At 70.6% G+C, this 21819-nt stretch carries 21 protein-coding genes; 11 read left to right on the top strand and 10 right to left on the bottom strand.

The window, feature by feature from the left end:
- Positions 1–475 precede the first annotated feature (475 nt).
- On the bottom strand, positions 476–970 hold the full coding sequence (locus ABZU99_RS32130) for an inorganic diphosphatase (protein ID WP_355842129.1): 495 nt from the start codon (positions 968–970) through the stop codon (positions 476–478).
- Between the two features lie 143 nt (positions 971–1113).
- Between ABZU99_RS32130 and dacB the strand changes: the two genes are divergently transcribed.
- From dacB to folE, 6 genes are all read left to right on the top strand, one after another.
- Entirely contained in the window at positions 1114–2589 is a 1476-nt protein-coding gene (gene dacB / locus ABZU99_RS32135) for a D-alanyl-D-alanine carboxypeptidase/D-alanyl-D-alanine-endopeptidase (protein ID WP_356050317.1), read from the top strand.
- Positions 2590–2664: 75 nt separating this feature from the next.
- Positions 2665–3801, top strand: coding sequence for a zinc-dependent metalloprotease (locus ABZU99_RS32140; RefSeq protein ID WP_355945441.1), 1137 nt, complete (start codon positions 2665–2667; stop codon positions 3799–3801).
- A gap of 183 nt (positions 3802–3984) precedes the next feature.
- Positions 3985–5070, top strand: coding sequence for a tRNA lysidine(34) synthetase TilS (gene tilS / locus ABZU99_RS32145; RefSeq protein WP_355945444.1), 1086 nt, complete (start codon positions 3985–3987; stop codon positions 5068–5070).
- Between the two features lie 60 nt (positions 5071–5130).
- Positions 5131–5670, top strand: a complete 540-nt coding sequence (hpt, locus tag ABZU99_RS32150; protein WP_355945697.1) for a hypoxanthine phosphoribosyltransferase — start codon at positions 5131–5133, stop codon at positions 5668–5670.
- Between the two features lie 267 nt (positions 5671–5937).
- Positions 5938–7980: an ATP-dependent zinc metalloprotease FtsH gene (gene ftsH, locus ABZU99_RS32155; protein WP_355945447.1), complete on the top strand. Its 2043-nt coding sequence runs from the start codon at positions 5938–5940 to the stop codon at positions 7978–7980.
- A gap of 125 nt (positions 7981–8105) precedes the next feature.
- Complete coding sequence (gene folE, locus ABZU99_RS32160; RefSeq protein WP_355945450.1) at positions 8106–8711, top strand: GTP cyclohydrolase I FolE; 606 nt, start codon at positions 8106–8108, stop codon at positions 8709–8711.
- A 50-nt stretch (positions 8712–8761) separates the two neighbouring features.
- Here the strand turns inward: folE and ABZU99_RS32165 are convergent, their stop codons facing one another.
- The 7 genes from ABZU99_RS32165 to ABZU99_RS32195 all read right to left on the bottom strand — a co-directional run bounded on the left by ABZU99_RS32165 (position 8762) and on the right by ABZU99_RS32195 (position 14303).
- Positions 8762–9052, bottom strand: coding sequence for a hypothetical protein (locus ABZU99_RS32165; protein WP_356050316.1), 291 nt, complete (start codon positions 9050–9052; stop codon positions 8762–8764).
- A gap of 263 nt (positions 9053–9315) precedes the next feature.
- Positions 9316–9813 carry a DUF3180 domain-containing protein gene (locus ABZU99_RS32170; protein ID WP_355945456.1) on the bottom strand — a complete coding sequence of 166 codons (498 nt, stop codon included), beginning with the start codon at positions 9811–9813 and terminating at the stop codon, positions 9316–9318.
- Positions 9814–9872: 59 nt separating this feature from the next.
- A complete protein-coding gene (folK, locus tag ABZU99_RS32175; RefSeq protein ID WP_355945458.1) occupies positions 9873–10466 on the bottom strand; it encodes a 2-amino-4-hydroxy-6-hydroxymethyldihydropteridine diphosphokinase in 594 nt (197 codons plus the stop codon).
- Positions 10463–10822, bottom strand: a complete 360-nt coding sequence (folB, locus tag ABZU99_RS32180) for a dihydroneopterin aldolase (protein ID WP_355945461.1) — start codon at positions 10820–10822, stop codon at positions 10463–10465. The genes folK and folB overlap by 4 nt, the downstream gene beginning before the upstream one ends.
- 208 nt (positions 10823–11030) lie before the next feature.
- On the bottom strand, positions 11031–11519 hold the full coding sequence (locus ABZU99_RS32185) for a nuclear transport factor 2 family protein (RefSeq protein WP_356050315.1): 489 nt from the start codon (positions 11517–11519) through the stop codon (positions 11031–11033).
- The gene (folP, locus tag ABZU99_RS32190) at positions 11516–12367 is read right to left on the bottom strand and encodes a dihydropteroate synthase (RefSeq protein ID WP_356050318.1); all 852 of its coding nucleotides are present in this window, start codon (positions 12365–12367) and stop codon (positions 11516–11518) included. The genes ABZU99_RS32185 and folP overlap by 4 nt, the downstream gene beginning before the upstream one ends.
- Positions 12368–12470: 103 nt before the next feature.
- Positions 12471–14303, bottom strand: coding sequence for a phosphatidylglycerol lysyltransferase domain-containing protein (locus ABZU99_RS32195; RefSeq protein WP_356050314.1), 1833 nt, complete (start codon positions 14301–14303; stop codon positions 12471–12473).
- 169 nt (positions 14304–14472) lie between these two features.
- Between ABZU99_RS32195 and ABZU99_RS32200 the strand changes: the two genes are divergently transcribed.
- Positions 14473–15603 carry an alpha/beta hydrolase-fold protein gene (locus ABZU99_RS32200; protein WP_356050313.1) on the top strand — a complete coding sequence of 377 codons (1131 nt, stop codon included), beginning with the start codon at positions 14473–14475 and terminating at the stop codon, positions 15601–15603.
- Positions 15604–15646: 43 nt separating this feature from the next.
- On the opposite strand, the gene ABZU99_RS32205 is transcribed toward ABZU99_RS32200, so the two are convergent.
- The gene (locus ABZU99_RS32205) at positions 15647–16804 is read right to left on the bottom strand and encodes a betaine/proline/choline family ABC transporter ATP-binding protein (RefSeq protein WP_355945473.1); all 1158 of its coding nucleotides are present in this window, start codon (positions 16802–16804) and stop codon (positions 15647–15649) included.
- A 139-nt stretch (positions 16805–16943) separates the two neighbouring features.
- On the opposite strand from ABZU99_RS32205, the gene ABZU99_RS32210 reads away from it, so the two are divergent.
- From ABZU99_RS32210 to ABZU99_RS32225, 4 genes are all read left to right on the top strand, one after another.
- A complete protein-coding gene (locus ABZU99_RS32210) occupies positions 16944–17624 on the top strand; it encodes an ABC transporter permease (protein WP_356050312.1) in 681 nt (226 codons plus the stop codon).
- Positions 17624–18361 carry an ABC transporter permease gene (locus ABZU99_RS32215; RefSeq protein WP_355945703.1) on the top strand — a complete coding sequence of 246 codons (738 nt, stop codon included), beginning with the start codon at positions 17624–17626 and terminating at the stop codon, positions 18359–18361. Before ABZU99_RS32210 ends, ABZU99_RS32215 begins: the two co-directional genes overlap by 1 nt.
- A 108-nt stretch (positions 18362–18469) precedes the next feature.
- A complete protein-coding gene (locus ABZU99_RS32220; protein ID WP_356050311.1) occupies positions 18470–19429 on the top strand; it encodes an ABC transporter substrate-binding protein in 960 nt (319 codons plus the stop codon).
- Between the two features lie 121 nt (positions 19430–19550).
- Complete coding sequence (locus ABZU99_RS32225) at positions 19551–20630, top strand: hypothetical protein (protein WP_356050310.1); 1080 nt, start codon at positions 19551–19553, stop codon at positions 20628–20630.
- A 23-nt stretch (positions 20631–20653) separates the two neighbouring features.
- Here ABZU99_RS32225 and ABZU99_RS32230 read toward each other — a convergent pair whose 3' ends face one another.
- Positions 20654–21796, bottom strand: coding sequence for an NADH-quinone oxidoreductase subunit D (locus tag ABZU99_RS32230; RefSeq protein ID WP_355945483.1), 1143 nt, complete (start codon positions 21794–21796; stop codon positions 20654–20656).
- Positions 21797–21819 lie beyond the last annotated feature (23 nt).

Raw genomic sequence — 21819 nt, forward strand, 5'->3', positions numbered from 1 at the left:
GTGTTGCTCGAGATCTCGCTCGGAATGATCCGCATCAACTCTCCCCATGGTCAAGCCAATACGTTCTCAAAGTATCGAGCGGCGGAACCCCTTGGTCCATGCCCCGGCCCTGGACCCGCCTGGTCCGTTTGCCCGGCGGTGTCCCCTGAACGTCAGGGGCGCGCGGCCGAGGGGGCTCGTTGCGTACCGTCCGCGGTCGCCCCTGGGGCGACGCCCACGTCGCGGGCCATGTGGCGGTTGGCTGCCCGCTTCCCTGCTCGTGCCCCGTCAGCGCCAGGGGTGCGGCCGGCCGGGGCGCCGGGGGCGGCGCATAGGGGGTCGGCGCGCGGCGGCGGTCACGGGCGGGCGCCGGGCGGCCGGCGCCCGGCGGGGGCGGGGCGAAAACGCGGCGGGCGGCCGGTGCCCGGCGGGGGCGGGGCGAAACGCGGCGGGCGGGGCACCCCTGGGTGCCCCGCCCGCAGGCGCGTCGCAGAACTCAGTGGTGGCCGCCGGACGCCTCAAGGCGCTTGATGGAGGCCTCCACCTCGGCCTCGGCCTCGGCGCGGCCCACCCAGTCGGCCCCCTCGACCGACTTGCCCGGCTCCAGGTCCTTGTAGACCTCGAAGAAGTGCTGGATCTCCAGGCGGTCGAACTCGGAAACGTGGTGAATGTCACGCAGGTGCTCCACCCGGGGGTCGGAGGCCGGGACACAGAGCAGCTTGTCGTCGCCGCCCGCCTCGTCCGTCATCCTGAACATGCCGATGGCACGGCACTTGATCAGGCAGCCGGGGAACGTCGGCTCGTCGAGAATGACCAGGGCGTCCAGCGGGTCGCCGTCCTCGCCGAGGGTGTTCTCGACGAAGCCGTAGTCCGCGGGATAACTGGTCGAAGTGAAGAGTCGACGGTCGAGACGGATACGGCCCGTCTCGTGGTCCACCTCGTACTTGTTCCGCGAACCCTTCGGGATCTCGATGGTGACGTCGAACTCCACGGGTGGCTCCTCCATGATCAACACATACGTCTGGTGATTAAGTGTCCCCCACGCAGGTGTGTGGTGGCGAAAGGGGCTGGTCTGTCGTGCCTGAAGCCAGATCGTGGCAGGTCAGGGAGTGGCTGAGCCGCGGACGGAGCCGAGTGCGGAGCCAGTGGCGGCAGGCCACACGGGCGCAGCGGCAGACCTGGCAGTTGGTGGCGGTCTCCGCGGCGGTCGGTCTCGCGGTCGCGGCCGGTGCGGTGCTCGTGGCCGGGCCGTGGGACTCGGGCCAGCGTACGGCCGAACGCGCCCGCGCGGCCGGGAGACCGGCGACAGGTGGCGAGCGTCACGGCGGCCCGCCCAAGTCCCCGCCCAGCGCGGCGCCCGTGCTGGCCGCCCTCGGCGCGGCGGCCGCCCGGCCGTCGCCGGACAGCGGTGAGGACGCGGTGCCGCCGCCCACCGGCCCGGGGCTCGCGGACACCCTGGAACCCCTGCTGAACGACCCGGTGCTGGGCAGCGAGCGCTCGGCGTCGGTGATGGACGTGACGACCGGTCAGCAGGTGTTCGGGGCCAAGGCGGGCACGACCGCGATCCCCGCGTCGACCGTGAAGCTGGCGACCGGCGCCGCCGCGCTCTCCGCCCTCGGCCCGGACCACCGGATCAGGACGACGGTGGTGCAGGGTCCGGACCAGAGGGACATCGTGCTGGTCGGCGGCGGCGACCCGACCCTCACCGCCCGCGCCGTCAAGGGCTCCGGCCACCCGGCCGCGCTGAGCCAACTGGCCGACGACACCGCCCGTGCGCTCAAGAAGCGCGGCAGCGACGAGGTCCGGCTCGGCTTCGACACCTCGCTCTACTCGGGACCGAAGCTGCACCCGATCGGCCCCAACGAGAACATCTCGCCCGTCACCCCCCTGATGGCCGACGAGGGCCGGCTGGACGACAGCGACCACGGCCCGGCGCCGCGCGCCCAGGACCCGGCGGCCGACGCCGCCCGTACGTTCGCCTCGATGCTGCGCGACCGCGGCGTGGACGTGGCGGGCGAACCGCGGTCGCGGGAGGCGGGGAAGCGCCCCCGGGCGCTGGCCGCCGTCCGCTCCCAGCCGCTGTCCGCGCTCGTCGAGCGGATGCTGACCACCAGCGACAACGACATCGCCGAGGCCCTGGCCCGGCAGACCGCCATCGCCGTCGGCGAGCCCGCGAGCTTCGACGGCGCGGCGCGGGCCGTGACCGCCCGGCTGCGCGCGCTCCGGCTGCCGCTGGAGGGCGCGCGGATCGCGGACGGCAGCGGGCTGAACCGCGACGACCACGTATCCGCCGCGCTGCTCGCCCAGGTGCTGGTGCGGGCCGCCGACCGCGGCCACCCCGAGCTGCGGCCGGTCCTCACCGGGCTGCCGGTGGCCGGTTTCAGCGGCACCCTGCGCACCCGCTACGCGCAGGACGGGGTCGGCCGGGGCGTGGTCCGCGCGAAGACCGGCACCCTCACCGGGGTCAACAGCCTCGCGGGCACGGTCGTGGACGCGGACGGCCGGCTGCTGGTGTTCGCCTTCATGACCAACGGCACCTCCGACGCCCTCGGCGCCCAACGCGCCCTGGACAAGATGGCGTCGGCCCTCGCCAACTGCGGCTGCCGGTGACGGGGCACCAGGCGCCCGGGTGTGCGGTGCCCTCGTCCGCTCCCGGATGACGCGCGGGCCACGTACCGTGAAGCCATGACGAGCATCGGTGGCATGGAGATGGTCGACTGGAATCTCGCGGTCGCGACCGCGACACGGCTGGTGCGCCCGGGGCCCGACGTCAGCCGCGACGAGGCCCGGGCCGTCGTCGCGGAGTTGCGCCGGCACGCCAAGTCGTCCGAGGAGCACGTCCGCTCGTTCACCCGGATGGCCGTCTCGGGCGGCCCGGAGTCCGACACCCCCGTCCTCGTCGTGGACCGCGCGGGCTGGATCAAGGCGAATGTCGCGGGGTTCCGCGAGATCCTCAAGCCGCTGCTGGGCAAGATGCAGGACCGGCGCGGCGGGCTGGCCGGCGGGGCGGTGCTCGGCGCGGTCGGCGGCAAGGTGACCGGTGTCGAGCTGGGGATGCTGCTGTCGTTCCTCGCCTCCCGGGTGCTCGGCCAGTACGAGACGTTCGCGCCCGCGACCCGTGAGCTGCCCGCCGGCTCCCCGGGCGGCGGCCGGCTGCTGCTGGTGGCTCCGAACATCGTCCATGTGGAGCGCGAGCTCGATGTGGCCCCGCACGACTTCCGGCTGTGGGTGTCGCTGCACGAGGAGACGCACCGCACCCAGTTCACGGCCGTGCCGTGGCTGCGCGACCACATCGAGTCGGAGATCCAGGAGTTCCTGGGCGAGACCGATGTGGATCCGGCCACCCTGCTGGAGCGGGTCCGCGAGGCGTTCCAGTCGCTGAGCGGCAACCGCCCGGAGGGCGAGGAGGGGGAGGAGCGCGGCGCGCCCAGCATCATCGAGCTCGTCCAGACCCCGGCCCAGCGGGAGATCCTGGCCCGGCTGACCGCCGTGATGTCGCTGCTGGAGGGGCACGCGGACTATGTGATGGACGGGGTCGGGCCCGAGGTGGTGCCGTCCGTCGCGGAGATCCGCGAGAAGTTCCAGAAGCGGCGGGCGAGCGGCGCCGGCCGGCTTGACCAGGCGCTGCGCAAGCTGCTGGGGCTCGACGCCAAGCTGCGGCAGTACCGTGACGGTGAGCGGTTCGTACGGGCCGTGGTGAGCCAGGTCGGCATGGACGGCTTCAACCGGGTCTGGACCTCGCCGAACACGCTCCCGACCAAGTCGGAGATCAGCAAACCCGCGGAGTGGGTCGCGCGGGTGCACCGTAAGGCGGAGTCGTAGGACCGGCACACTCACGGCGGACGAACGCCCCTTTTAATCACTCGTCCGAGGGACCGTTGGCGACGGGTAGGCGTGCGATGCTCGGGGAACAGCTCGCTTCTGTCACCATCGACATACTCAGCGTGACGACATCTCGTTCGCCCCCCGAGGTATCCCCCCTCGCATGACAGATGGGAAACGGACATGGGTCCCCATCCAGCGGTCGCCGCGATACGCCTGGCGGTCCGCCGTGTTCTGCACGACGTCCTCGTCGCCCAATCGGCCTCGCCCCCCTCCCGCCCGGCCTCCGCCCCCCGAGGCTCCGTCCCGCGGCGCGGCAGGCTCCGGGGTGACGAGCCGCTCGTGCTCGCCGCCTGCTCGGGCGGCGCCGACTCCATGGCGCTCGCCTCCGCGCTCGCCTTCGAAGCCCCCCGGCTGGGCCTGCGCGCCGGCGGTGTCACCGTCGACCACGGTCTGCAGCAGGGATCCGAGGCGCGCGCCGCCGAGGTCGCCGACCGCATGCGCGACCTGGGGCTGGAGCCCGTGGAGTCCCTCGCCGTGTCCGTCGGCCGCGACGGCGGTCCCGAGGCCGCCGCCCGGGACGCCCGCTACGCCGCCCTCGACGCCGCGGCCGAGCGCCATGGCGCCACCGCCGTGCTGCTCGGCCATACCCGCGACGACCAGGCCGAGACGGTTCTGCTGGGGCTCGCCCGCGGCTCCGGTACCCGCTCGCTGTCCGGCATGGCCGGGGTCTCCGGGGAGGGCGGCCGCTACCGCCGCCCCTTCCTGCAGCTCGACCGGCACACCGTCCGCAAGGCGTGTCTGGCCCAGTCGCTGCCCGTCTGGGAGGACCCGCACAACGCGGACCCGTCCTACACCCGCTCCCGCGTCCGCCATGAGGCGCTGCCGGTCCTGGAGAAGGCGCTCGGCAAGGGCGTCGTCGAGGCGCTCGCCCGCACCGCCCAGCTCTCCCGTGACGACGCGGACGCCCTCGACGCCTGGGCCGCCCGCGCCGCGGCCGATGTGATGACCACCGCACGGGCGGTCTGCGGCACCGAGGCCGTCCAGCTCGACACCGTGGGACTGCACGGGCTGCCCACCGCCGTCCGCCGCCGGGTGCTGCGCCGCGCGGCGATTGCCGCGGGTGCCCCCGCCGGCTCGCTCTTCGCCCGCCACATCGAAGAGGTGGACCGGCTGATCACCGGCTGGCGGGGTCAGCGGGCCATCAACCTCCCCGGCCGCGTCGAGGTCCGCCGCGAGGGTGGCAGACTGGTCATTCGGCAGGGCTGATCCGCCCGGGCCGATGAGCCGGATTGTCGAACGAGAGTAGCGCGGGTGGACGACAAGGACATGGGAACCGACCTCAAGTCGGTCCTCATCACCGAGGAAGAGATCAAGGCGAAGCTGGCCGGGCTGGCCGCCGAGATCGACGCGGAGTACGCGGGCAAGGATCTGCTGATCATCGGCGTTCTCAAGGGCGCGGTGATGGTCATGGCGGACCTGGCGCGTGCCCTGTCCACCCCCGTCACCATGGACTGGATGGCCGTGTCGTCGTACGGCGCGGGCACCCAGTCCTCGGGTGTGGTGCGTATCCTGAAGGATCTGGACACCGACATCAAGGGCAGGCACGTCCTCATCGTCGAGGACATCATCGACTCCGGTCTGACGCTGTCCTGGCTGCTGTCGAACCTGGGCTCGCGCGAGCCCGCCTCACTGAACGTGTGCACGCTGCTGCGCAAGCCGGAGGCGGCCAAGGTCGCCATCGACGTGAAGTGGGTCGGTTTCGACATCCCGAACGAGTTCGTCGTCGGGTACGGCCTGGACTACGCGGAGAAGTACCGCAACCTGCCTTTCGTCGGCACCCTCGCACCGCACGTCTACGGCGGCTGAGGCATACCGCACCCCCCTGGGACCCCCGGCGGGAACCCGACAGGGTTTTCCGCCGTTGGAGCAGGGGAAGGCGGTTTTGTTAACAGTCCACGGCGGCGTCGGGTGACAATGCTGGGGTACCGTCCGAAGGTCAGTCTTTTTCGAGACTGAGCATTACACAGCTCATACACCGCAAATACACCGCAATACACCGCACGCACAGGCGCCCCTCCAGGGCTGCCGTGCCTCACTGTGGCAGGAGGGACGGGGCGGCTTCGCCCCGTATGGATGGACGTGAAGCGCTACTTCCGTGGGCCGGTCATGTGGATCGTGCTGGCCGTCCTCGCCGTGGTCGTGTTGATGCAGGTCGTCGGCTCGTCCGGCGGCTACAAGTCGGTGGACACCAGCCAGGTCGTCAAGGCGATCAACAGGAACCAGGTCCAGTCCGCCGAACTGACGACCGGCGACGAGCACAAGATCAAGGTCGAGCTCAAGGACAATGTCGCCAAGATCTCGGGCAGCAAGAAGCTCCAGGCCACCTACATCGGTGACCAGGGCGTCGACCTTGCCCGGACTCTGCAGGCGAATGCCCAGAAGGACAACGGGATCCCCGACGGGTACAACGTCTCGACGTCGAAGCAGAACCCGTTCGTCGGGATTCTGCTCTCGCTGCTCCCGTTCGTGCTGATCGTCGTGGTCTTCCTGTTCCTGATGAATCAGATGCAGGGCGGCGGCTCCCGGGTGATGAACTTCGGGAAGTCGAAGGCCAAGCTGATCACCAAGGACACGCCGAAGACGACCTTCACCGATGTGGCGGGGGCGGACGAGGCGGTCGAGGAGCTCCAGGAGATCAAGGAGTTCCTGCAGGAGCCGGCGAAGTTCCAGGCCGTGGGCGCCAAGATCCCCAAGGGTGTGCTGCTCTACGGCCCGCCCGGTACGGGTAAGACCCTGCTCGCACGCGCCGTCGCGGGCGAGGCGGGTGTCCCCTTCTACTCGATCTCCGGCTCCGACTTCGTCGAGATGTTCGTGGGTGTGGGTGCCTCCCGGGTCCGCGACCTGTTCGAGCAGGCCAAGACCAACGCCCCGGCCATCGTCTTCGTCGACGAGATCGACGCTGTCGGCCGGCACCGCGGCGCGGGCATGGGCGGCGGCCATGACGAGCGCGAGCAGACGCTGAACCAGCTGCTCGTCGAGATGGACGGCTTCGATGTGAAGGGCGGCGTCATCCTGATCGCCGCCACCAACCGGCCCGACATCCTCGACCCGGCGCTGCTGCGCCCGGGCCGCTTCGACCGGCAGATCGCCGTCGACCGCCCGGACATGCAGGGCCGTCTGGAGATCCTCAAGGTCCACCAGAAGGGCAAGCCGGTCGCGCCGGACGTCGACCTGTCGGCCGTCGCCCGCCGTACTCCCGGCTTCACCGGTGCCGATCTGTCGAACGTGCTGAACGAGGCCGCCCTGCTGACGGCCCGCAGCGACAAGAAGCTGATCGACAACCACTTCCTGGACGAGGCGATCGACCGAGTCGTGGCCGGCCCGCAGAAGCGGACCCGGATCATGAGCGACAAGGAGAAGAAGATCACCGCGTACCACGAGGGCGGTCACGCCCTGGTCGCTGCGGCTTCTCCGAACAGCGACCCGGTGCACAAGGTCACGATCCTCTCCCGCGGCCGGGCCCTGGGTTACACCATGGTCCTGCCGGAGGAGGACAAGTACTCGACCACGCGCAACGAGATGCTCGACCAGCTCGCCTACATGATGGGCGGCCGGGCGGCCGAGGAGCTCGTCTTCCACGACCCGACCACGGGCGCGTCCAACGACATCGAGAAGGCGACCACCACGGCCCGCGCGATGGTCACGCAGTACGGCATGACCGAGCGGCTCGGCGCGATCAAGTTCGGCTCCGACAACTCCGAGCCGTTCCTGGGGCGTGAGATGGCTCACCAGCGGGACTACTCGGAAGAGGTCGCCGCGCTGGTGGACGAGGAGGTCAAGAAGCTCATCGAGGCCGCGCACAACGAGGCGTGGGAGATCCTCGTCGAGAACCGCGACGTCCTCGACAACCTCGTGCTGGCGCTGCTGGAGAAGGAGACGCTGAACAAGCAGGAGATCGCCGAGATCTTCGCCCCGGTCGTCAAGCGCCCGGCCCGCCCGGCGTGGACCGGCTCCTCGCGGCGTACCCCTTCCACCCGTCCGCCGGTGCTCTCCCCCAAGGAGCTGGCCCCGGCCAACGGCGCCCAGCCCACCTCGGCGGCTTCGCTCACGAAGAGCACCGCCCCGGAGGACGGCGCGGAGCGCCCGGAGGGTTCGGGTACCGGATCCGAGAGCTGACGGGACAGCCGGGGCGGGTAAGCCCCAGGTAAATCCTGGAATGAATGCCGCGTCTCTCAGGTTTTAGCCTGGGGGCGCGGCATTCCGCATTGTTTGTCTGTGTACATGAGGAACGAGGCAGCTCCATGACCGACCCGGTGACGCTGGACGGCGAGGGCACCATAGGCGTGTTCGACGAGAAGCGCGCCGAGAACGCGATCCGCGAGCTGCTGATCGCCGTCGGCGAGGACCCGGACCGCGAGGGGCTGCGGGAGACGCCGGGGCGGGTGGCCCGGGCGTACAGGGAGATCTTCTCGGGGCTGTGGCAGCAGCCGGAAGACGTCCTGACCACCACGTTCGACCTGGGCCATGACGAGATGGTGCTGGTCAAGGACATCGAGGTGATGTCCTCCTGCGAGCACCACCTGGTCCCCTTCGTGGGTGTCGCCCACGTCGGGTACATCCCGTCCCATGACGGCAAGATCACCGGGCTGTCCAAGCTGGCCCGGCTGGTGGACGTCTTCGCCCGCCGCCCCCAGGTCCAGGAGCGGCTGACCACCCAGATCGCCGATTCGCTGATGCGGATACTGGAGCCGCGCGGGGTGATCGTGGTGGTCGAGTGCGAGCACATGTGCATGACGATGCGGGGCGTCCGTAAGCCCGGGGCCAAGACTCTCACCTCGGCCGTGCGCGGCCAGCTGCGGGCTCCCGCCACCCGGGCCGAGGCGATGAGCCTCATCATGGCCCGCTAGGCCCGCTGGGCCCGCTGGGCCCGCTGGGCCCGCTGGGCCCGCTGGGCCCGCTAAGCACGGACCCCTCGGAACACGGTCGGCATTCCGCCGTGGCGCAGCACCTCGAGGTCGTCGATGCTGTCCGCCCCCGCGGCCATGCCGCCCACGATGCTGGCGACCTTGGCGTCCGCTGCCGCACCCGCGCCGTTCTTCGCCCCGCTCAGCTTCACTTTCGCCGCCGTCAGGCGGGCGAGCCCGCACCGCTCGGCCAGCCGCATCACCGGGACCAGCCCGGCATGCGCGATCAGATTCGGTTCATCGAACGCAGCGGAGACCGCCGCCGAGGTATGGGAAACTTGCATCTTGGAAGTGCCTTGCCGATTGTGCGTGCTGGAAGCCTGAAGAACTCCCATCATCGCAGGTCGCAAGGCACTTCTTCGTTTCCCGAGACGTCATCCACAACGCATCGGCCGGTGGATCAAGGCTAAGCGGATGCGGTGAAGTTCGCCGCTGATCCCTCGCCGTTCGGCCTGGCCGAGGGCTTGGACGCCGAGAAGGATCAGCACTTGACTTCGCCGTAACCGCTTAGGCCCGGACAGCCCGGACAGACACCAGGGGGCCCGGGTCAGGCGCGAGCCGCCGCGCTGGGGCCGTTGCCGTTCTTGTCGTCGTCCTCCGGGAGCTTGCAGACGCGCTCCAGGAAGAACGCGGCCGCGATCACGCCCGCGCCCGCCAGGACGGACGCCGCCGCGTAGATCGCCTGATCCCGGCGGACCGGCACATCCAGCTGCTCGATGGCGAGAAAGACGCCGACTCCGCCGTACATCCCCGCGACCAGTGCCGCGACCAGCGCGCTCGCCTGGCCGAAGACCACCGCGCGGGCGGCGACCATGGGGTCCACGCCCTTCGCGTCCGGCTCCCGCTCCCGCTGGGCGCGCAGCCGCGACCGCAGTGAGATGGCGGTCGCGGTCAGCACGACCGCGATCAGGGCCAGCACGATGGGCGCCGCCACCGGAACCCCCGGCAGCGACCCCAGCGTGTCCCACAGCCGGGCCCCCGCCCACGACACCACACCGGCCACGGCGAACAGCCCGACCAGCACCCCGATCCGAAGTTGCCTCACCGAGCGGTCGCCCCTCAATTCATACGTGCCAACGTCCCGGAACCTACCGGGATCAACGTCTATTCGGGCAGTCGCAGTTCCAGGTCCATCCGCACCTTCACGCCGTCCCGGCCGACCTCGGCCAGCAGCGCCGAGATCGCCCCCCGCCCCGGGAACTCGGCCTGCGGGTCCACATCGGACCACGGCACGAGGACGAACGCGCGCTCATGGGCGCGCGGATGCGGCAGGGTCAGCTCCGGGTCGTCGGAGACCACGTCCTGATAGGCCACGATGTCCACGTCGAGGGTGCGGGGGCCGTAGCGCTCGTCCCGCACTCGCTCGAACGCCTCTTCGATGGCGTGGCCGCGCTCCAGCAGCGAGGAGGGCGGCAACGTCGTCTTGATCAGCACCACCGCGTTGAAGTACGACGGCTGGGTGCCGGGCTCCACGCCCCACGGCTCCGTCTCGTACACCGGCGATACGGCCTTGACCCGCAGCCCCGGGGTGTCCCCCAGCGCGTCGATCGCGCCCTGGAGGGTCTCCAGCCGGTTGCCCAGGTTGCTGCCGAGCGAGATCACCGCCCGTTTGGGGTTGCTCAAGGTCACATCGGCGGCGTCGACCCGCTCCACCACGGAGGTGGGGACGGGCTGCACGGTCGGGTCGCTGCTGCTCATACTCGGCTCCGGGTGATGGTGATGGTCACGTCGTCGAAGGGCACGGTGATCGGGGCCCGCGGCTTGTGCACCACCACCTCGACCTCCCGCACCACGTCGTGCTGGAGGCACCGGTCCGCGATCCGCTCGGCGAGCGTCTCGATCAGATCGACCGGCTCCCCCCGCACCACGTCCACGACCTCCTCCGCCACCACTCCGTAGTGGACGGTACGGGCGAGGTCGTCGGCGGCCGCGGCGGGCCGAGTGTCCAGGCCGAGCACGAGGTCCACGACGAAGTCCTGGCCCTCCTCGCGCTCATGGGGCAACACCCCGTGGTGCCCGCGAGCCTTCAGGCCGCGCAGCGCGACACGATCCACCCGAATCACTCCTGCTGGTCGTCGGTACGCGGACACGCTCCGACGTGCCCGGAACGCGCCACCCGCCCCCTGCCTGCTGCGGGGGTACCTCCCTCGAATCTACCTGCGAGCCTCGGCGGCACTCGCCCACGGGGGTCGCGGCGCGCTCGTGCCACGGTCCCGTGCCACAGTCCCCTACCCCTACCTCGCGGGCCTCGAACGGGCTGTGTCAGCCCGGCATCAGGCCGTCGTCGTCATCCGGCCCCGTGGGTCCGTCCGGCCCGTCGTCGTCACTCTCGGCGAGCACCGGGGAGCCGTGGTGAGACCAGACCTTCCAGCCGTCCTCCGTGCGGCGGAACACGTTCGTGGCCACCACCAGCTGCCCCACCAGCGGGCCCAGCTGGCCCTCCTCCTCCGCCGGGGCGCCGCTGAGGATGTTCTCGGTGCAGGTCACCAGGGCGGTGTCGGCCATCACCGACACCTCGACGTCCGTCAGGAAGAACTGGATGTAGTCCGTATTGGCCATGATCAGCGCGTATGAGCGGAGCACCTCGCCCCGGCCCCGCAGTACCGGCCAGCCGGGGTGCACACAGGACACCTCGGTATCGCGTGAGTCCAGCCACAGGCGCTCCAGCGCGCTGTGGTCGCCCTGCTCCATGGCCTCGTACAGCGCGGTGTTCACCGCCGCCACCCGCTCGCTGTCCGTCAGGGAAGTCACAACGCTCCCACCGGGTTCTCGGCAACTTCGATGGCCCGCGCCACCCGCACCGCGTCCGCGCTCGCCCCTACCTCGTGCACCCGCACCGCCCAGGCGCCCTCGCGCGCCGCGAGTGCGGTGACCGCCGCCGTCGCGGCGTCCCGCTTCCGGGCGGGCGGCGGGGAGCCGCCGTCCCCGGCCAGCACCCGGCCCAGGAACCGCTTGCGGGAGGCCGCCACCAGCAGCGGCCGGCCCAGCTCCCGCAGCGCGGACAGATGGGCGAGCAGCGTCAGATCGTGTCCGGCGTTCTTGGCGAAGCCGAGCCCCGGGTCGATCACGATCCGCTCCGGGTCGATACCGCCGACGACCGCCCGCTCCACGCCGGTGCGCAGCTCGGCGACGACCTCGCCGACGACGTCCTCGTAGACCGCCCGGTTGTTCATGTCGATCGACTGACCACGCCAGTGCATCACCACGAACGGCACCCCGGCCGCGGCCACCACCGGCACCATCGCCGGGTCGGCGCAGCCGCCGCTCACATCGTTGACCAGCCGGGCGCCGGCCTCCACGGCCCGCTCGGCGACCGAGGCCCGCATCGTGTCCACGCTGACCTGCGCCCCTGACGCGGCCAGCTCCCGTACGACCGGGATCACCCGGCGCAGCTCCTCGTCCTCGTCGACGCGCGCGGCCCCCGGCCGGGTCGACTCGCCTCCGACGTCCACGATGTCGGCCCCGGCCGCGATCAGGTCGAGCCCGTGCTTGACGGCCAGCTCGGTGTCGAACCACTGGCCGCCGTCGGAGAAGGAGTCGGGCGTGACGTTCACCACGCCCATGACCGCGCACCGGTCCCATTCCGGCAGTCCGTCCACCCGGCCCCGCCCACGCAACGTCCTCATGCCCCCAGCCTAGGCGTATGTCCTGACCCGGTGCGTTCACGCGGCGTGGCGGGACCTGACGCGGCCCGCCGGGACCTCAGGCGGCCTGTTCCAGCTCGCGGCGCCGGGCGAGGTGCTGATGCGCGCAGGGCTTGCGCTCGGGGCGCCGCCCGCGGCGCAGCAGCCGGGGGAGCGCCAGCGAGACGAATCCCTCGGCCTGCATCGCCGCAAGGCCGATGCGGGGTAGATCGCGGGTGTTGCGGAACACCACGAACCGCGGCTCCCAGCGCGGCTGGAACTTCGCGTTGAACTTGTACAGCGACTCGATCTGGAACCAGCGGGAGAGGAAGACCAGCAGCGCCCGCCAGCCGCGCAGCACCGGGCCCGCGCCCAGCTTCTCGCCGCGCGCCAGCGCCGAGCGGAACATCGCGAAGTTCAGCGACACCCGCTCCACACCGAGCGCCGGGGCGGCCTGCAGGGAGGCGACGATCAGCAGCTCGTTCATGCCCGGATCGGCACCGCGGTCGCGCCGCATGAGATCCAGCGACATGCCGTCCTCGCCCCACGGCACGAAGTGCAGTACGGCCTTGAGGTCCCCGTACGGGCCCTCCTCGGCGCCGTCCTCGGCGGCCTTGTGGGCGGTGGCGATGACCGACTCCCCGTCCGCCGGGTCGCCGATCCGGCCGAGCGCCATGGAGAAGCCGCGTTCGGTGTCGGTGCCCCGCCAGCCGTCGGCGGCGCGCCGGATGGTCTGCAGCTCCTCCGGGCTCAGATCGGCGGCGCGCCGCACCCGGGTCTCGTAGCCGGCCCGTTCGATGCGCTTGACCATCTGGCGCACATTGCGCATGGCGCGCCCGGAGAGGGTGAAGTCCGCGACGTCGACGATCGCCTCGTCGCCCAGCTCGAGGGCGTCCAGGCCGGTCTCCCGGGTCCACACCTCGCCGCCGGTCTCGCTGCACCCCATCACCGCGGGGGTCCAGGAGTGCGCCCGTGCCTCGTCCATGAAGCACGCGATGGCCCCCGGCCAAGCCTCCACATCGCCGACCGGGTCACCGCTGGCGAGCATCACCCCGGAGACGACGCGGTAGCAGACGGCGGCCTTGCCGCTGGGGGAGAAGACGACGCCCTTGTCGCGGCGGAGGGCGAAGTGGCCGAGCGAGTCGCGGCGCCCGTGGGCGGCGAGCAGGGCGCGCAGCCGCTCCTCGTCCTCGGGGGTGAGCCGGGCGGCGGGGTGCTCGGGGCGGAAGGCGAGGTAGGCGGTGGTCGCGACGGTCAGCAGGCCGAGCGCGCCGAGCGAGTAGCCGACGGTGTAGTCCGCGCCCTCGCGGTAGCCGACCGGCCCCTCGAAGCCGAAGAGCCCCCACAGCACATGCTCCAGCTGCTCACTGAGCGACGGCTTTCCTTCGATGGTGTCCGGATGCGAACGTACGATGAGCAGTCCGAGACCCACACTGATTCCGCCCATGGCCACGAAGTTGGCCAGCGCCATCCAGCGGCTGCGCGGGTCCGGCAGCGCCGCGAACTCGTCGCGGTAGCGCAGCAGCACGCCCATCAGGACGAGCGAGAGGACCATCCCGGCGACCGAGTGACGATAGAGCAGCTGTGCCGCCGCGCCGACGGGCAGCAGTCCCACCGCCGCCACCCAGGCCCGCCGCTTTCGGCGCTTCAGACCGTGGGCGAGCATGAGCAGAAGCAAACCCACGACGATCGACGCGGCGGCGGCCAGGGAGCTCACCGCGCCCGGCAGCACCTCCGCGAGCGCGTGCACTCTGCTGTAGCGCAGCCGGGGGAAGACGATGTCCAGCAGCCCGATCAGCGTGCAGGCGGTGCCGACCGCCGTGGGCACCGCCTCCGGTTTCGGCCCGCGCAGCGGGCGCCGTATCCGGTTGGGAACCCCTCCGGACGTCTCGGCATCTTGACTGTCAGACATTTGCATTCCCGTCGCTTCGGTCAAGAGGATCTTTGGTTCTCTGACGCAGCATCTGCACGATTCGCATCTATACAGATGCGGTTCGAGGTGGCGGGGTTCCGCCCCCAGCTACCGCTGGGAGGTGCCCCCAGCGGCGCGGAGGAGCCGGCCGCCCGGCAGAAAGATAGTGATGGGTCTCACGAGCAACAACATCGTGATCGTGGCTGTCGTCGCGGCGGTGCTGCTGTTCGCGGCCACGATATGGCTGTGGCCGCGGCTGGCCGGGCGCGGGGTGACCGCCGTGCTCGCCCGGGTCGGCATGCTACTGGCAACCCAGCTCTCGGTGTTCGCGGCTTTCGGATTGTTCGCCAATCAGTCATTCGGCTTCTACGGCTCGTGGTCCGACCTGTTCGGGACCGAGAACGAGCCGGGCGTGGTGGTGGACCACGACACCCCCGGAACCCGGGTGCGGGTCACCGACACCCGCCATATCACCATGGACGGCGGCTCCGCGCCCAGGGTCGCCGGGCGGATCGACAAGGTGAACATCCAGGGGCCGGTCTCGCGGATCACCGGCCCCGCCTACGTCTATCTGCCGCCGGAGTACTTCCAGCCGGAGTACGCGAAGCGGGCCTTCCCGGCCGCGTTGGTGCTGACCGGCTACCCGGGCACCACCGAGGCCCTGATCAATGGTTTGAAATACCCTCAGAACGCCCACAAACTGGTTAAAGAGGGGCGAATGCAGCCGACGATCCTCGTGATGACGCGGCCGACGCTCGCGCCGCCGCGCGACACCGAGTGCATGGACGTCCCCGGCGGGCCGCGGACCGAGACCTTCTTCACCAAGGACCTGCCGAAGGCCGTGTCCGAGCACTACCGGGTGGGGAAGCAGGCCCGTAACTGGGGCGTCATCGGCAATTCCACCGGTGGCTACTGTGCCTTGAAGATGGCGATGCGCCACCCCGGCGCCTTCTCGGCGGCCGTCGGCCTCTCGCCCTCGTACAAGGCCCCCATCGACTCGACCACGGGCGATCTCTTCGGCGGCAGCGAGCGGCTGGAGCGCGAGAACGACCTGATGTGGCGCCTGGACCACAAGCCGGCCCCGCCGGTGTCGCTGCTGGTCTCCAGCAGCGAGCACGGCGAGAAGAACTACAAGGACACGGTGCGGTTCGTGAACAAGGTCAAGCGGCTGAACCGGAGCGGGGAGCCGATCCGGATCTCGTCGATGATCCTGCGCACCGGCGGCCACAACTTCAACACCTGGAAGCGGGAGGTCCCGGCGTCGCTGGAGTGGCTGGGCAGCCGGCTGAGCGACCGCTGACCCGCCCGGGCCGTACCGCCGTGGCCGCACGTCACCGCCGCGGCTACACGTCGGCGACCGTCTGGAGTTCGACGGCTCCGCGCGGGATGCCGCCCGCGTCCGCGTCGATGGACTTCCGCAGCGCCTCATGGAGGCGGGCCGGGGTGAGGACGCCGAGGAAGCGGTCGCCGTCCAGGACCGCGATCCAGCCCGCGTCGTGCTGCAGCATCGTGCTGAACGCCTGCTTGAGCGGCGCCCCGACCGGCAGCCACGCCTCCATCCGCCGTGCGTGGTCCCGTACGTGCCCGGTGGAGTCGTCGGCGGCGTCCGCCGGGATCCAGCCGTGCAGCCGCTCCGCGTCGTCCAGGACGACGGCCCAGCGGGCCCCCTTCGCCGCAAGCCGGGCGGCAGCCTTGGTGAGCGGGTCGTCGAGGTGGACCACCGGGGGCTGTTCGAGGTCGCCGGGCTCGATCGGGGTGACGGACAGACGCTTCAGCCCCCGGTCCGCGCCGACGAAGTCGGCGACATACGGCGTGGCGGGCGCGCCGAGCACCGAGGCGGGGGTGTCGAACTGTTCGATCCGCCCGGAGCCGTAGACCGCGATGCGGTCACCGAGCCGGACCGCTTCCTCGATGTCATGCGTCACGAAGAGGACTGTTTTTTGCACTTGCGACTGAAGCCGCAGGAATTCGGACTGCAGATGTTCGCGTACGACCGGGTCGACGGCGCCGAACGGCTCGTCCATCAGCAGTACGGGGGGATCCGCCGCCAACGCGCGGGCCACCCCGACCCGCTGGCGCTGGCCGCCGGAGAGCTGATCGGGGTAGCGGTCGCCGTAGAGGGACGGGTCGAGCCCGACGAGGTCGAGCAGCTCGGCGGCGCGCTCGCGCCCCTTCTTCCGCTGCCAGCCCAGCAGATGCGGCACGGTGGCGGTGTTCTCCAGCACCGTCTTGTGCGGGAAGAGACCGACCTGCTGAATGACATAGCCGATACGGCGGCGCAGCTTGACCGGGTCCACCCGGGCGATGTCCTCGCCCTCCATCAGAATCCGGCCGGACGTCGGCTCGATGAGCCGGTTCACCATTTTCATGGTCGTCGTCTTGCCACAGCCCGAGGGTCCGACGAGCGTGACCAGCTCGCCCTCCGCGACCTCGAAGGACAGATCGCCGACGGCCGTCGTGCCATCGGCGTAGCGCTTGGTGACATGCTCGAAACGGATCATGGCTCCCCATTGTTGCCGCATTCGTGGCAGACATTGTTGCTGTTGTGTGGCGATCGGACGAGATTGTCATCGTCCGGGGTTAGGGTCGCCAGGAATTGAGAAGACCAGATGGCTGCGGCCCGACGGGGGAGGTGAGCGTGTGGCGGACGGGAACTGTCTGATCAGCAACGACTGGATATGTGGCGAGTATGTGCGCACACGCGGCCAGGAGCTGACAGACGCAACGCTTCAGCATGTGGGGATCACCCTCGCTTCGGTCGCGATCGGTCTGGTGGTCGCCTTTCCGCTGGCGCTGCTGGCCCGCCGATGGCGGGCGGTGGCCGGTCCGGTTCTGGGGCTGACCACGATTCTCTACACGGTGCCGTCGCTGGCGATGTTCTCGCTGCTGCTGCCCGTCTTCGGGGTGTCGGTCGCCGTCGTGATCACCGGACTGGTGCTGTATTCGCTGACGATCCTGGTGCGCAACATCATGGCCGGGCTCGCCTCGGTGCCCGAGGAGGCGCGGGAGGCGGCGCGCGGCATGGGATACGGGCCGCTGCGGCTGCTCTTCGGCGTCGAGTTGCCCCTCGCGCTGCCCGCCCTGATGGCGGGCCTGAGGATCACCACCGTCTCCACGGTCTCGCTCACCACGGTCGGCGCGATCATCGGCTACGGCGGTCTCGGCAACCTCATCTACGAGGGCATGCGCAGCTTCTTCAAAGCCGAGGTGCTCACCGCCTCGGTGCTGTGCGTGGCGCTGGCAGTGGTCGCCGATGTGCTGCTGCTCGGCGTGCAGCGGCTGCTGACGCCATGGGCGCGCACGAGGAGGAAGACCGTTTGATGGACGTCCTCGGCAAGGCGTGGACCTGGCTGGCCACCGGATCGCACTGGTCGGGCACCGACGGGGTGTGGCACCGGCTCGGCCAGCATCTGTTTCTCACGTTCGTCTGCCTGGCGATCTCCTGCGCGGTGGCGCTGCCGATCGCCGTGCTGCTCGGCCATCTCGGCAAGGGCGGCGCCGTCGCGATCAACATCTCCAACGCGGGGCGCGCGGTGCCCACGTTCGCCGTGCTGGTGCTGTTGCTGCTCAGCCCGCTGGGGACGCACGGCCAGTGGCCGACGATCATAGCGCTGGTGCTGTTCGCCATCCCGCCGGTGCTCACCAACGCGTACGTGGGCGTCAGCGAGGCGGACCGGGAGGTCGTCGAGGCGGCCCGCGGGATGGGGATGACGGGCGGCCAGTTGATCCGCAGGGTGGAGCTGCCGCTCGCCTTCCCGCTGCTCATGACGGGCGTACGAACCGCCGCGGTGCAGGTCGTGGCCACCGCGACGCTCGCGGCGCTGCCCGGCGGCGGCGGTCTCGGCCGGATCATCACGGCGGGCTTCCGGACCACCGACACCCCGCAGGTGGTGGCCGGAGCGGTGCTGGTCGCGGCGCTGGCGCTGCTGGTGGAGGGCGTCTTCGTGGTGCTCGGGCTGGTGTTCGCCCCGATGCGGCGCAGGACGGGGCGGCGGTCGCCCGCGGCCCGCCGCCCGCCCGTCGACAAGGCGCCGAAGTCACCGGCGCCGACGACATAGCGGCCGCGGATCGCGCGGACGACGCTGATCGCGCGGACGACGTTGATCACACGGACAACGGGGATCACCGCGGACGACACCCGCGGGACAACTATGGATGGGGAACTCATGAGCACGGTCTATCGGGTGGCGGGAGCCGCGGCGGGTGTCGCCGCGCTGACGATCGGTCTGACCGCCTGCGGCGGCGACAGCCTCGAGAAGTCCGGCGGCGGCGACAGCTCCGGCAAACCCGGCAAGGGCGCGCTGGTGATCGGATCCGCCTCCTTCGCCGAGTCGAAGATCCTCGCGGAGCTCTACGCGGGGCTCCTGAAGGACGCGGGCTATTCCACCTCCATCAAGACGGTGGACACCCGCGAGCTGTATGAACCGGCCCTGGAGAAGGGTCAGATGGATGTCGTACCGGAGTACGCGGCGACGCTCGCCGAATTCCTGAACCAGAAGAAGAACGGGCCGAATGCCGCCCCGGTGGCCTCCTCCGACGTCGATGACACGGTGCGGGCGCTGAAGAAGCTCGCCGGACCGCGCGGGCTGAAGGTGCTGGAGCCCGGCAAGGCCGTGGACCAGAACGCCTTCGCGGTGAGCCGGAAGTTCGCCGCCAAGCATGATCTCAAGACGCTCACCGACCTCGGAAAGTCGCAGCAGAAGGTCACGCTCGCGGCGGGTGACGAATGCCCCAAGCGGCCCTTCTGCAAGCCGGGTCTGGAGAAGCGGTACGGCATCGACGTCGCCGGTATCGACCCGCTGGACATCGGCAGCGTCCAGGCCAAGCAGGCGGTCAAGGACGGCAAGGACGAGATGGTCCTGACCACGACCACGGACGCGACGCTCGATCAGTTCGGGCTGGTGCTGCTCGCCGACGACAAGAAGCTGCAGAATGCCGACAACGTGCTTCCCGTGGTGAATGCGAAGTCCGCCGGCTCGCAGAAGATCGCCGACACGCTGAACAAGCTCAACGCCGTGTTGACGACGGCCGATCTCACCGAACTCAACAAGAAAGTTGACGCGGAGCGACTCAAGCCCGCCGATGTGGCCGCCGACTACCTCAAGGACAAGGGGCTGGTGAAGTAGGACCGACGCCGCAGGCGGGAGGGCATAGCCCGGGATCACGGCCGACATTTGTCAACGGATTGACAACAGATGTGGCCTGGCGGGCACACAAGCGACCCCTTTGCACGGTAAGTTTCGGGCCATGCCACGTGGACGCCACCGCCAATCCCCACCCCTGCACAGGCTCCTTCCTCCTGCGTCGGTCGCAGCCGCGTCAATAACCTGCGCCGCCGGTGCCTGGCTGGTCGGCGATACGGTCATGCTCCGCGGGCTTGCCGCGACCGCGGCCGCCGCCGCGGTCGCCGGCTCCGTCCTGATGCGCCGTTGGGACCGGGCGGCGGGCCGCCGGGTCGCGGAGGCCGCGAGCGAGACCGCACGCCAGGAGCTGACGTACGAGGAGCGGATCGCGGAGCTCGAGGCGGACGCCGAGAAGGCGGCCGAGCTCCGCACCGCGCTCAACACCCGGCTGCGCGCCAAGCGGGCCGAACTCGCCCGGCTCCGCAATGAGCACGCCGAACTCCTGCGCCGCTACGCCACGGCCGAGACCGAGCGCGCCAGCGCCCTGGAGGGCCGTCGCCGGCTCGCGCTGGAGGCCGCGGCCCCGGCGAAGGAGCTGGAGGCCGGTACGGAGGCCGTGGCGGCCGCCGACGCCGCCGCCGACGCCGCTCAGGCCGACGGCCCGTCCGGCCCGGCCGCCACCGTGCCCTCCGCCACCGCGTACGCCAAGGCCGACGAGGCGCTGCGCAGGCTCAAGGAGAGCGCGCGGCGGCAGCAGGAGCGGCGGAAGCGGCCCGGAGAGCCGGAAGCCGCCCCGCGGGAAACAGACCGGAAGAAGGACGCGGACCGGGTCGACCGGAGTGAGGCCCGGGACAAGGACGGTGCCGCCGCCCTGGGGAAGCGCCCGGCGGCCGACGAGCGTGATGGCCCCCAGGAGCCGCGCACCCACGCTCGTACGGCCGCCTCGGCGGTGGTGCCGTATGCCGCGGCACGCCGGGCCGCCTCGCGTTCCGAGAGCGGCTTCGACTACTTCGGCACCCAGAAGAAGCATCCGAAGCAGCAGAAGCGGGAGCCCGAGCCCGTCGAGGAGGACCTCGCCGATGTGATCGGCGACGAGACGGTCGCCGAGACGAAGAAAGACGCCGTGGGCGAGGTCATCGACCTGACCGCGCACGACGAGACCGAGCAGATCGAGGTCACGGAGCTGCGCAGCGCGATCTCGTAGCGCTGCGCGGCACCGCCGCGTGTCTACTTGTCGATGTCGCCGACGACGAAGAAGAGCGATCCCAGGATCGCCACCATGTCGGCGACGAGCGTGCCCGGCAGGAGCTCCGTCAGCGCCTGGATGTTGTTGTACGAGGCCGAGCGGAGCTTCAGCCGGTACGGCGTCTTCTCGCCCTTCGAGACGAGGTAGTAGCCGTTGAGGCCGAGCGGGTTCTCGGTCCAGGCGTAGGTGTGGCCCTCGGGCGCCTTGAGCACCTTCGGCAGCCGCTGGTTGATCGGCCCCGGCGGCAGCTGGGCGAGCCGGTCCAGACAGGCCTCGGCGAGCTCCAGGGAGTTGTGCGTCTGCTCCAGCAGGCATTCGAAGCGGGCCAGGCAGTCGCCCTCCTCGCGGACGGCGACCTCAAGGCTGTCCTGAAGCTCTCCGTACGCCAGATACGGCTCGTCGCGCCGCAGATCGAAGTCCACACCCGAGGCGCGCGCGATGGGGCCGCTGACCCCGTACGCGTGCACCGTCTCGCGCGCCAGCACGCCGACGCCGCGGGTACGGCCCCGGAAGATCTCATTGCCGAGCACGAGTTTGTCGTACACGTCCATCCGCGACCGGACCTCGGCCACCGCCTGCCGCGCCCGGCCGAGCCAGCCCGCCGGCAGGTCCTCCTTGAGGCCGCCGACCCGGTTGAACATGTAGTGCATCCGGCCGCCGGAGATCTCCTCCATGACGTGCTGGAGATCTTCGCGCTCCCGGAAGGCGTGGAAGATCGGCGTGATGCCGCCGAGCTCCAGGGGGTAGGAGCCGAGGAACATCAGATGATTGAGCACCCGGTTCAGCTCGGCGAGCAGCGTACGCATCCACACGGCCCGCTCCGGGACCTCCATGCCCAGCATCCGCTCGACGGCCAGGACGACGCCCAGCTCGTTGGAGAAGGCGGAGAGCCAGTCGTGGCGGTTGGCCAGCATGATGATCTGGCGGTAGTCCCGCGCCTCGAAGAGCTTCTCGGCACCGCGGTGCATATAGCCGATCACCGGCTCGGCGTGCTCGATGCGCTCCCCGTCAAGGACGAGCCGCAACCGGAGCACTCCGTGCGTGGAGGGGTGCTGTGGGCCGATGTTGAGCACCATGTCGGTGCTCTCCGCGGCGCCGCCGATGCCGACTGTCGTCTCCGTCATGCCCCCAGTCTCTCAGCTCCCCC

Source organism: Streptomyces sp. NPDC005266 (assembly GCF_040607655.1).
GTDB lineage: Bacteria > Actinomycetota > Actinomycetes > Streptomycetales > Streptomycetaceae > Streptomyces.

Bases quoted from the DNA above. Each gene is read 5' to 3' on its own strand.
- ABZU99_RS32195 (WP_356050314.1), bottom strand. From the start codon at position 14,303: ATGTCTGACAGTCAAGATGCCGAGACGTCCGGAGGGGTTCCCAACCGG.
- tilS (WP_355945444.1), top strand. From the start codon at position 3,985: ATGGGTCCCCATCCAGCGGTCGCCGCGATACGCCTGGCGGTCCGCCGT.
- hpt (WP_355945697.1), top strand. From the start codon at position 5,131: ATGGGAACCGACCTCAAGTCGGTCCTCATCACCGAGGAAGAGATCAAG.
- ABZU99_RS32215 (WP_355945703.1), top strand. From the start codon at position 17,624: ATGGACGTCCTCGGCAAGGCGTGGACCTGGCTGGCCACCGGATCGCAC.
- ABZU99_RS32225 (WP_356050310.1), top strand. From the start codon at position 19,551: ATGCCACGTGGACGCCACCGCCAATCCCCACCCCTGCACAGGCTCCTT.
- folK (WP_355945458.1), bottom strand. From the start codon at position 10,466: ATGAGCAGCAGCGACCCGACCGTGCAGCCCGTCCCCACCTCCGTGGTG.
- folE (WP_355945450.1), top strand. From the start codon at position 8,106: ATGACCGACCCGGTGACGCTGGACGGCGAGGGCACCATAGGCGTGTTC.
- ABZU99_RS32205 (WP_355945473.1), bottom strand. From the start codon at position 16,804: ATGATCCGTTTCGAGCATGTCACCAAGCGCTACGCCGATGGCACGACG.
- ABZU99_RS32220 (WP_356050311.1), top strand. From the start codon at position 18,470: ATGAGCACGGTCTATCGGGTGGCGGGAGCCGCGGCGGGTGTCGCCGCG.
- ABZU99_RS32140 (WP_355945441.1), top strand. From the start codon at position 2,665: ATGACGAGCATCGGTGGCATGGAGATGGTCGACTGGAATCTCGCGGTC.
- ABZU99_RS32200 (WP_356050313.1), top strand. From the start codon at position 14,473: ATGGGTCTCACGAGCAACAACATCGTGATCGTGGCTGTCGTCGCGGCG.
- ABZU99_RS32230 (WP_355945483.1), bottom strand. From the start codon at position 21,796: ATGACGGAGACGACAGTCGGCATCGGCGGCGCCGCGGAGAGCACCGAC.
- ftsH (WP_355945447.1), top strand. From the start codon at position 5,938: ATGGACGTGAAGCGCTACTTCCGTGGGCCGGTCATGTGGATCGTGCTG.
- ABZU99_RS32165 (WP_356050316.1), bottom strand. From the start codon at position 9,052: ATGCAAGTTTCCCATACCTCGGCGGCGGTCTCCGCTGCGTTCGATGAA.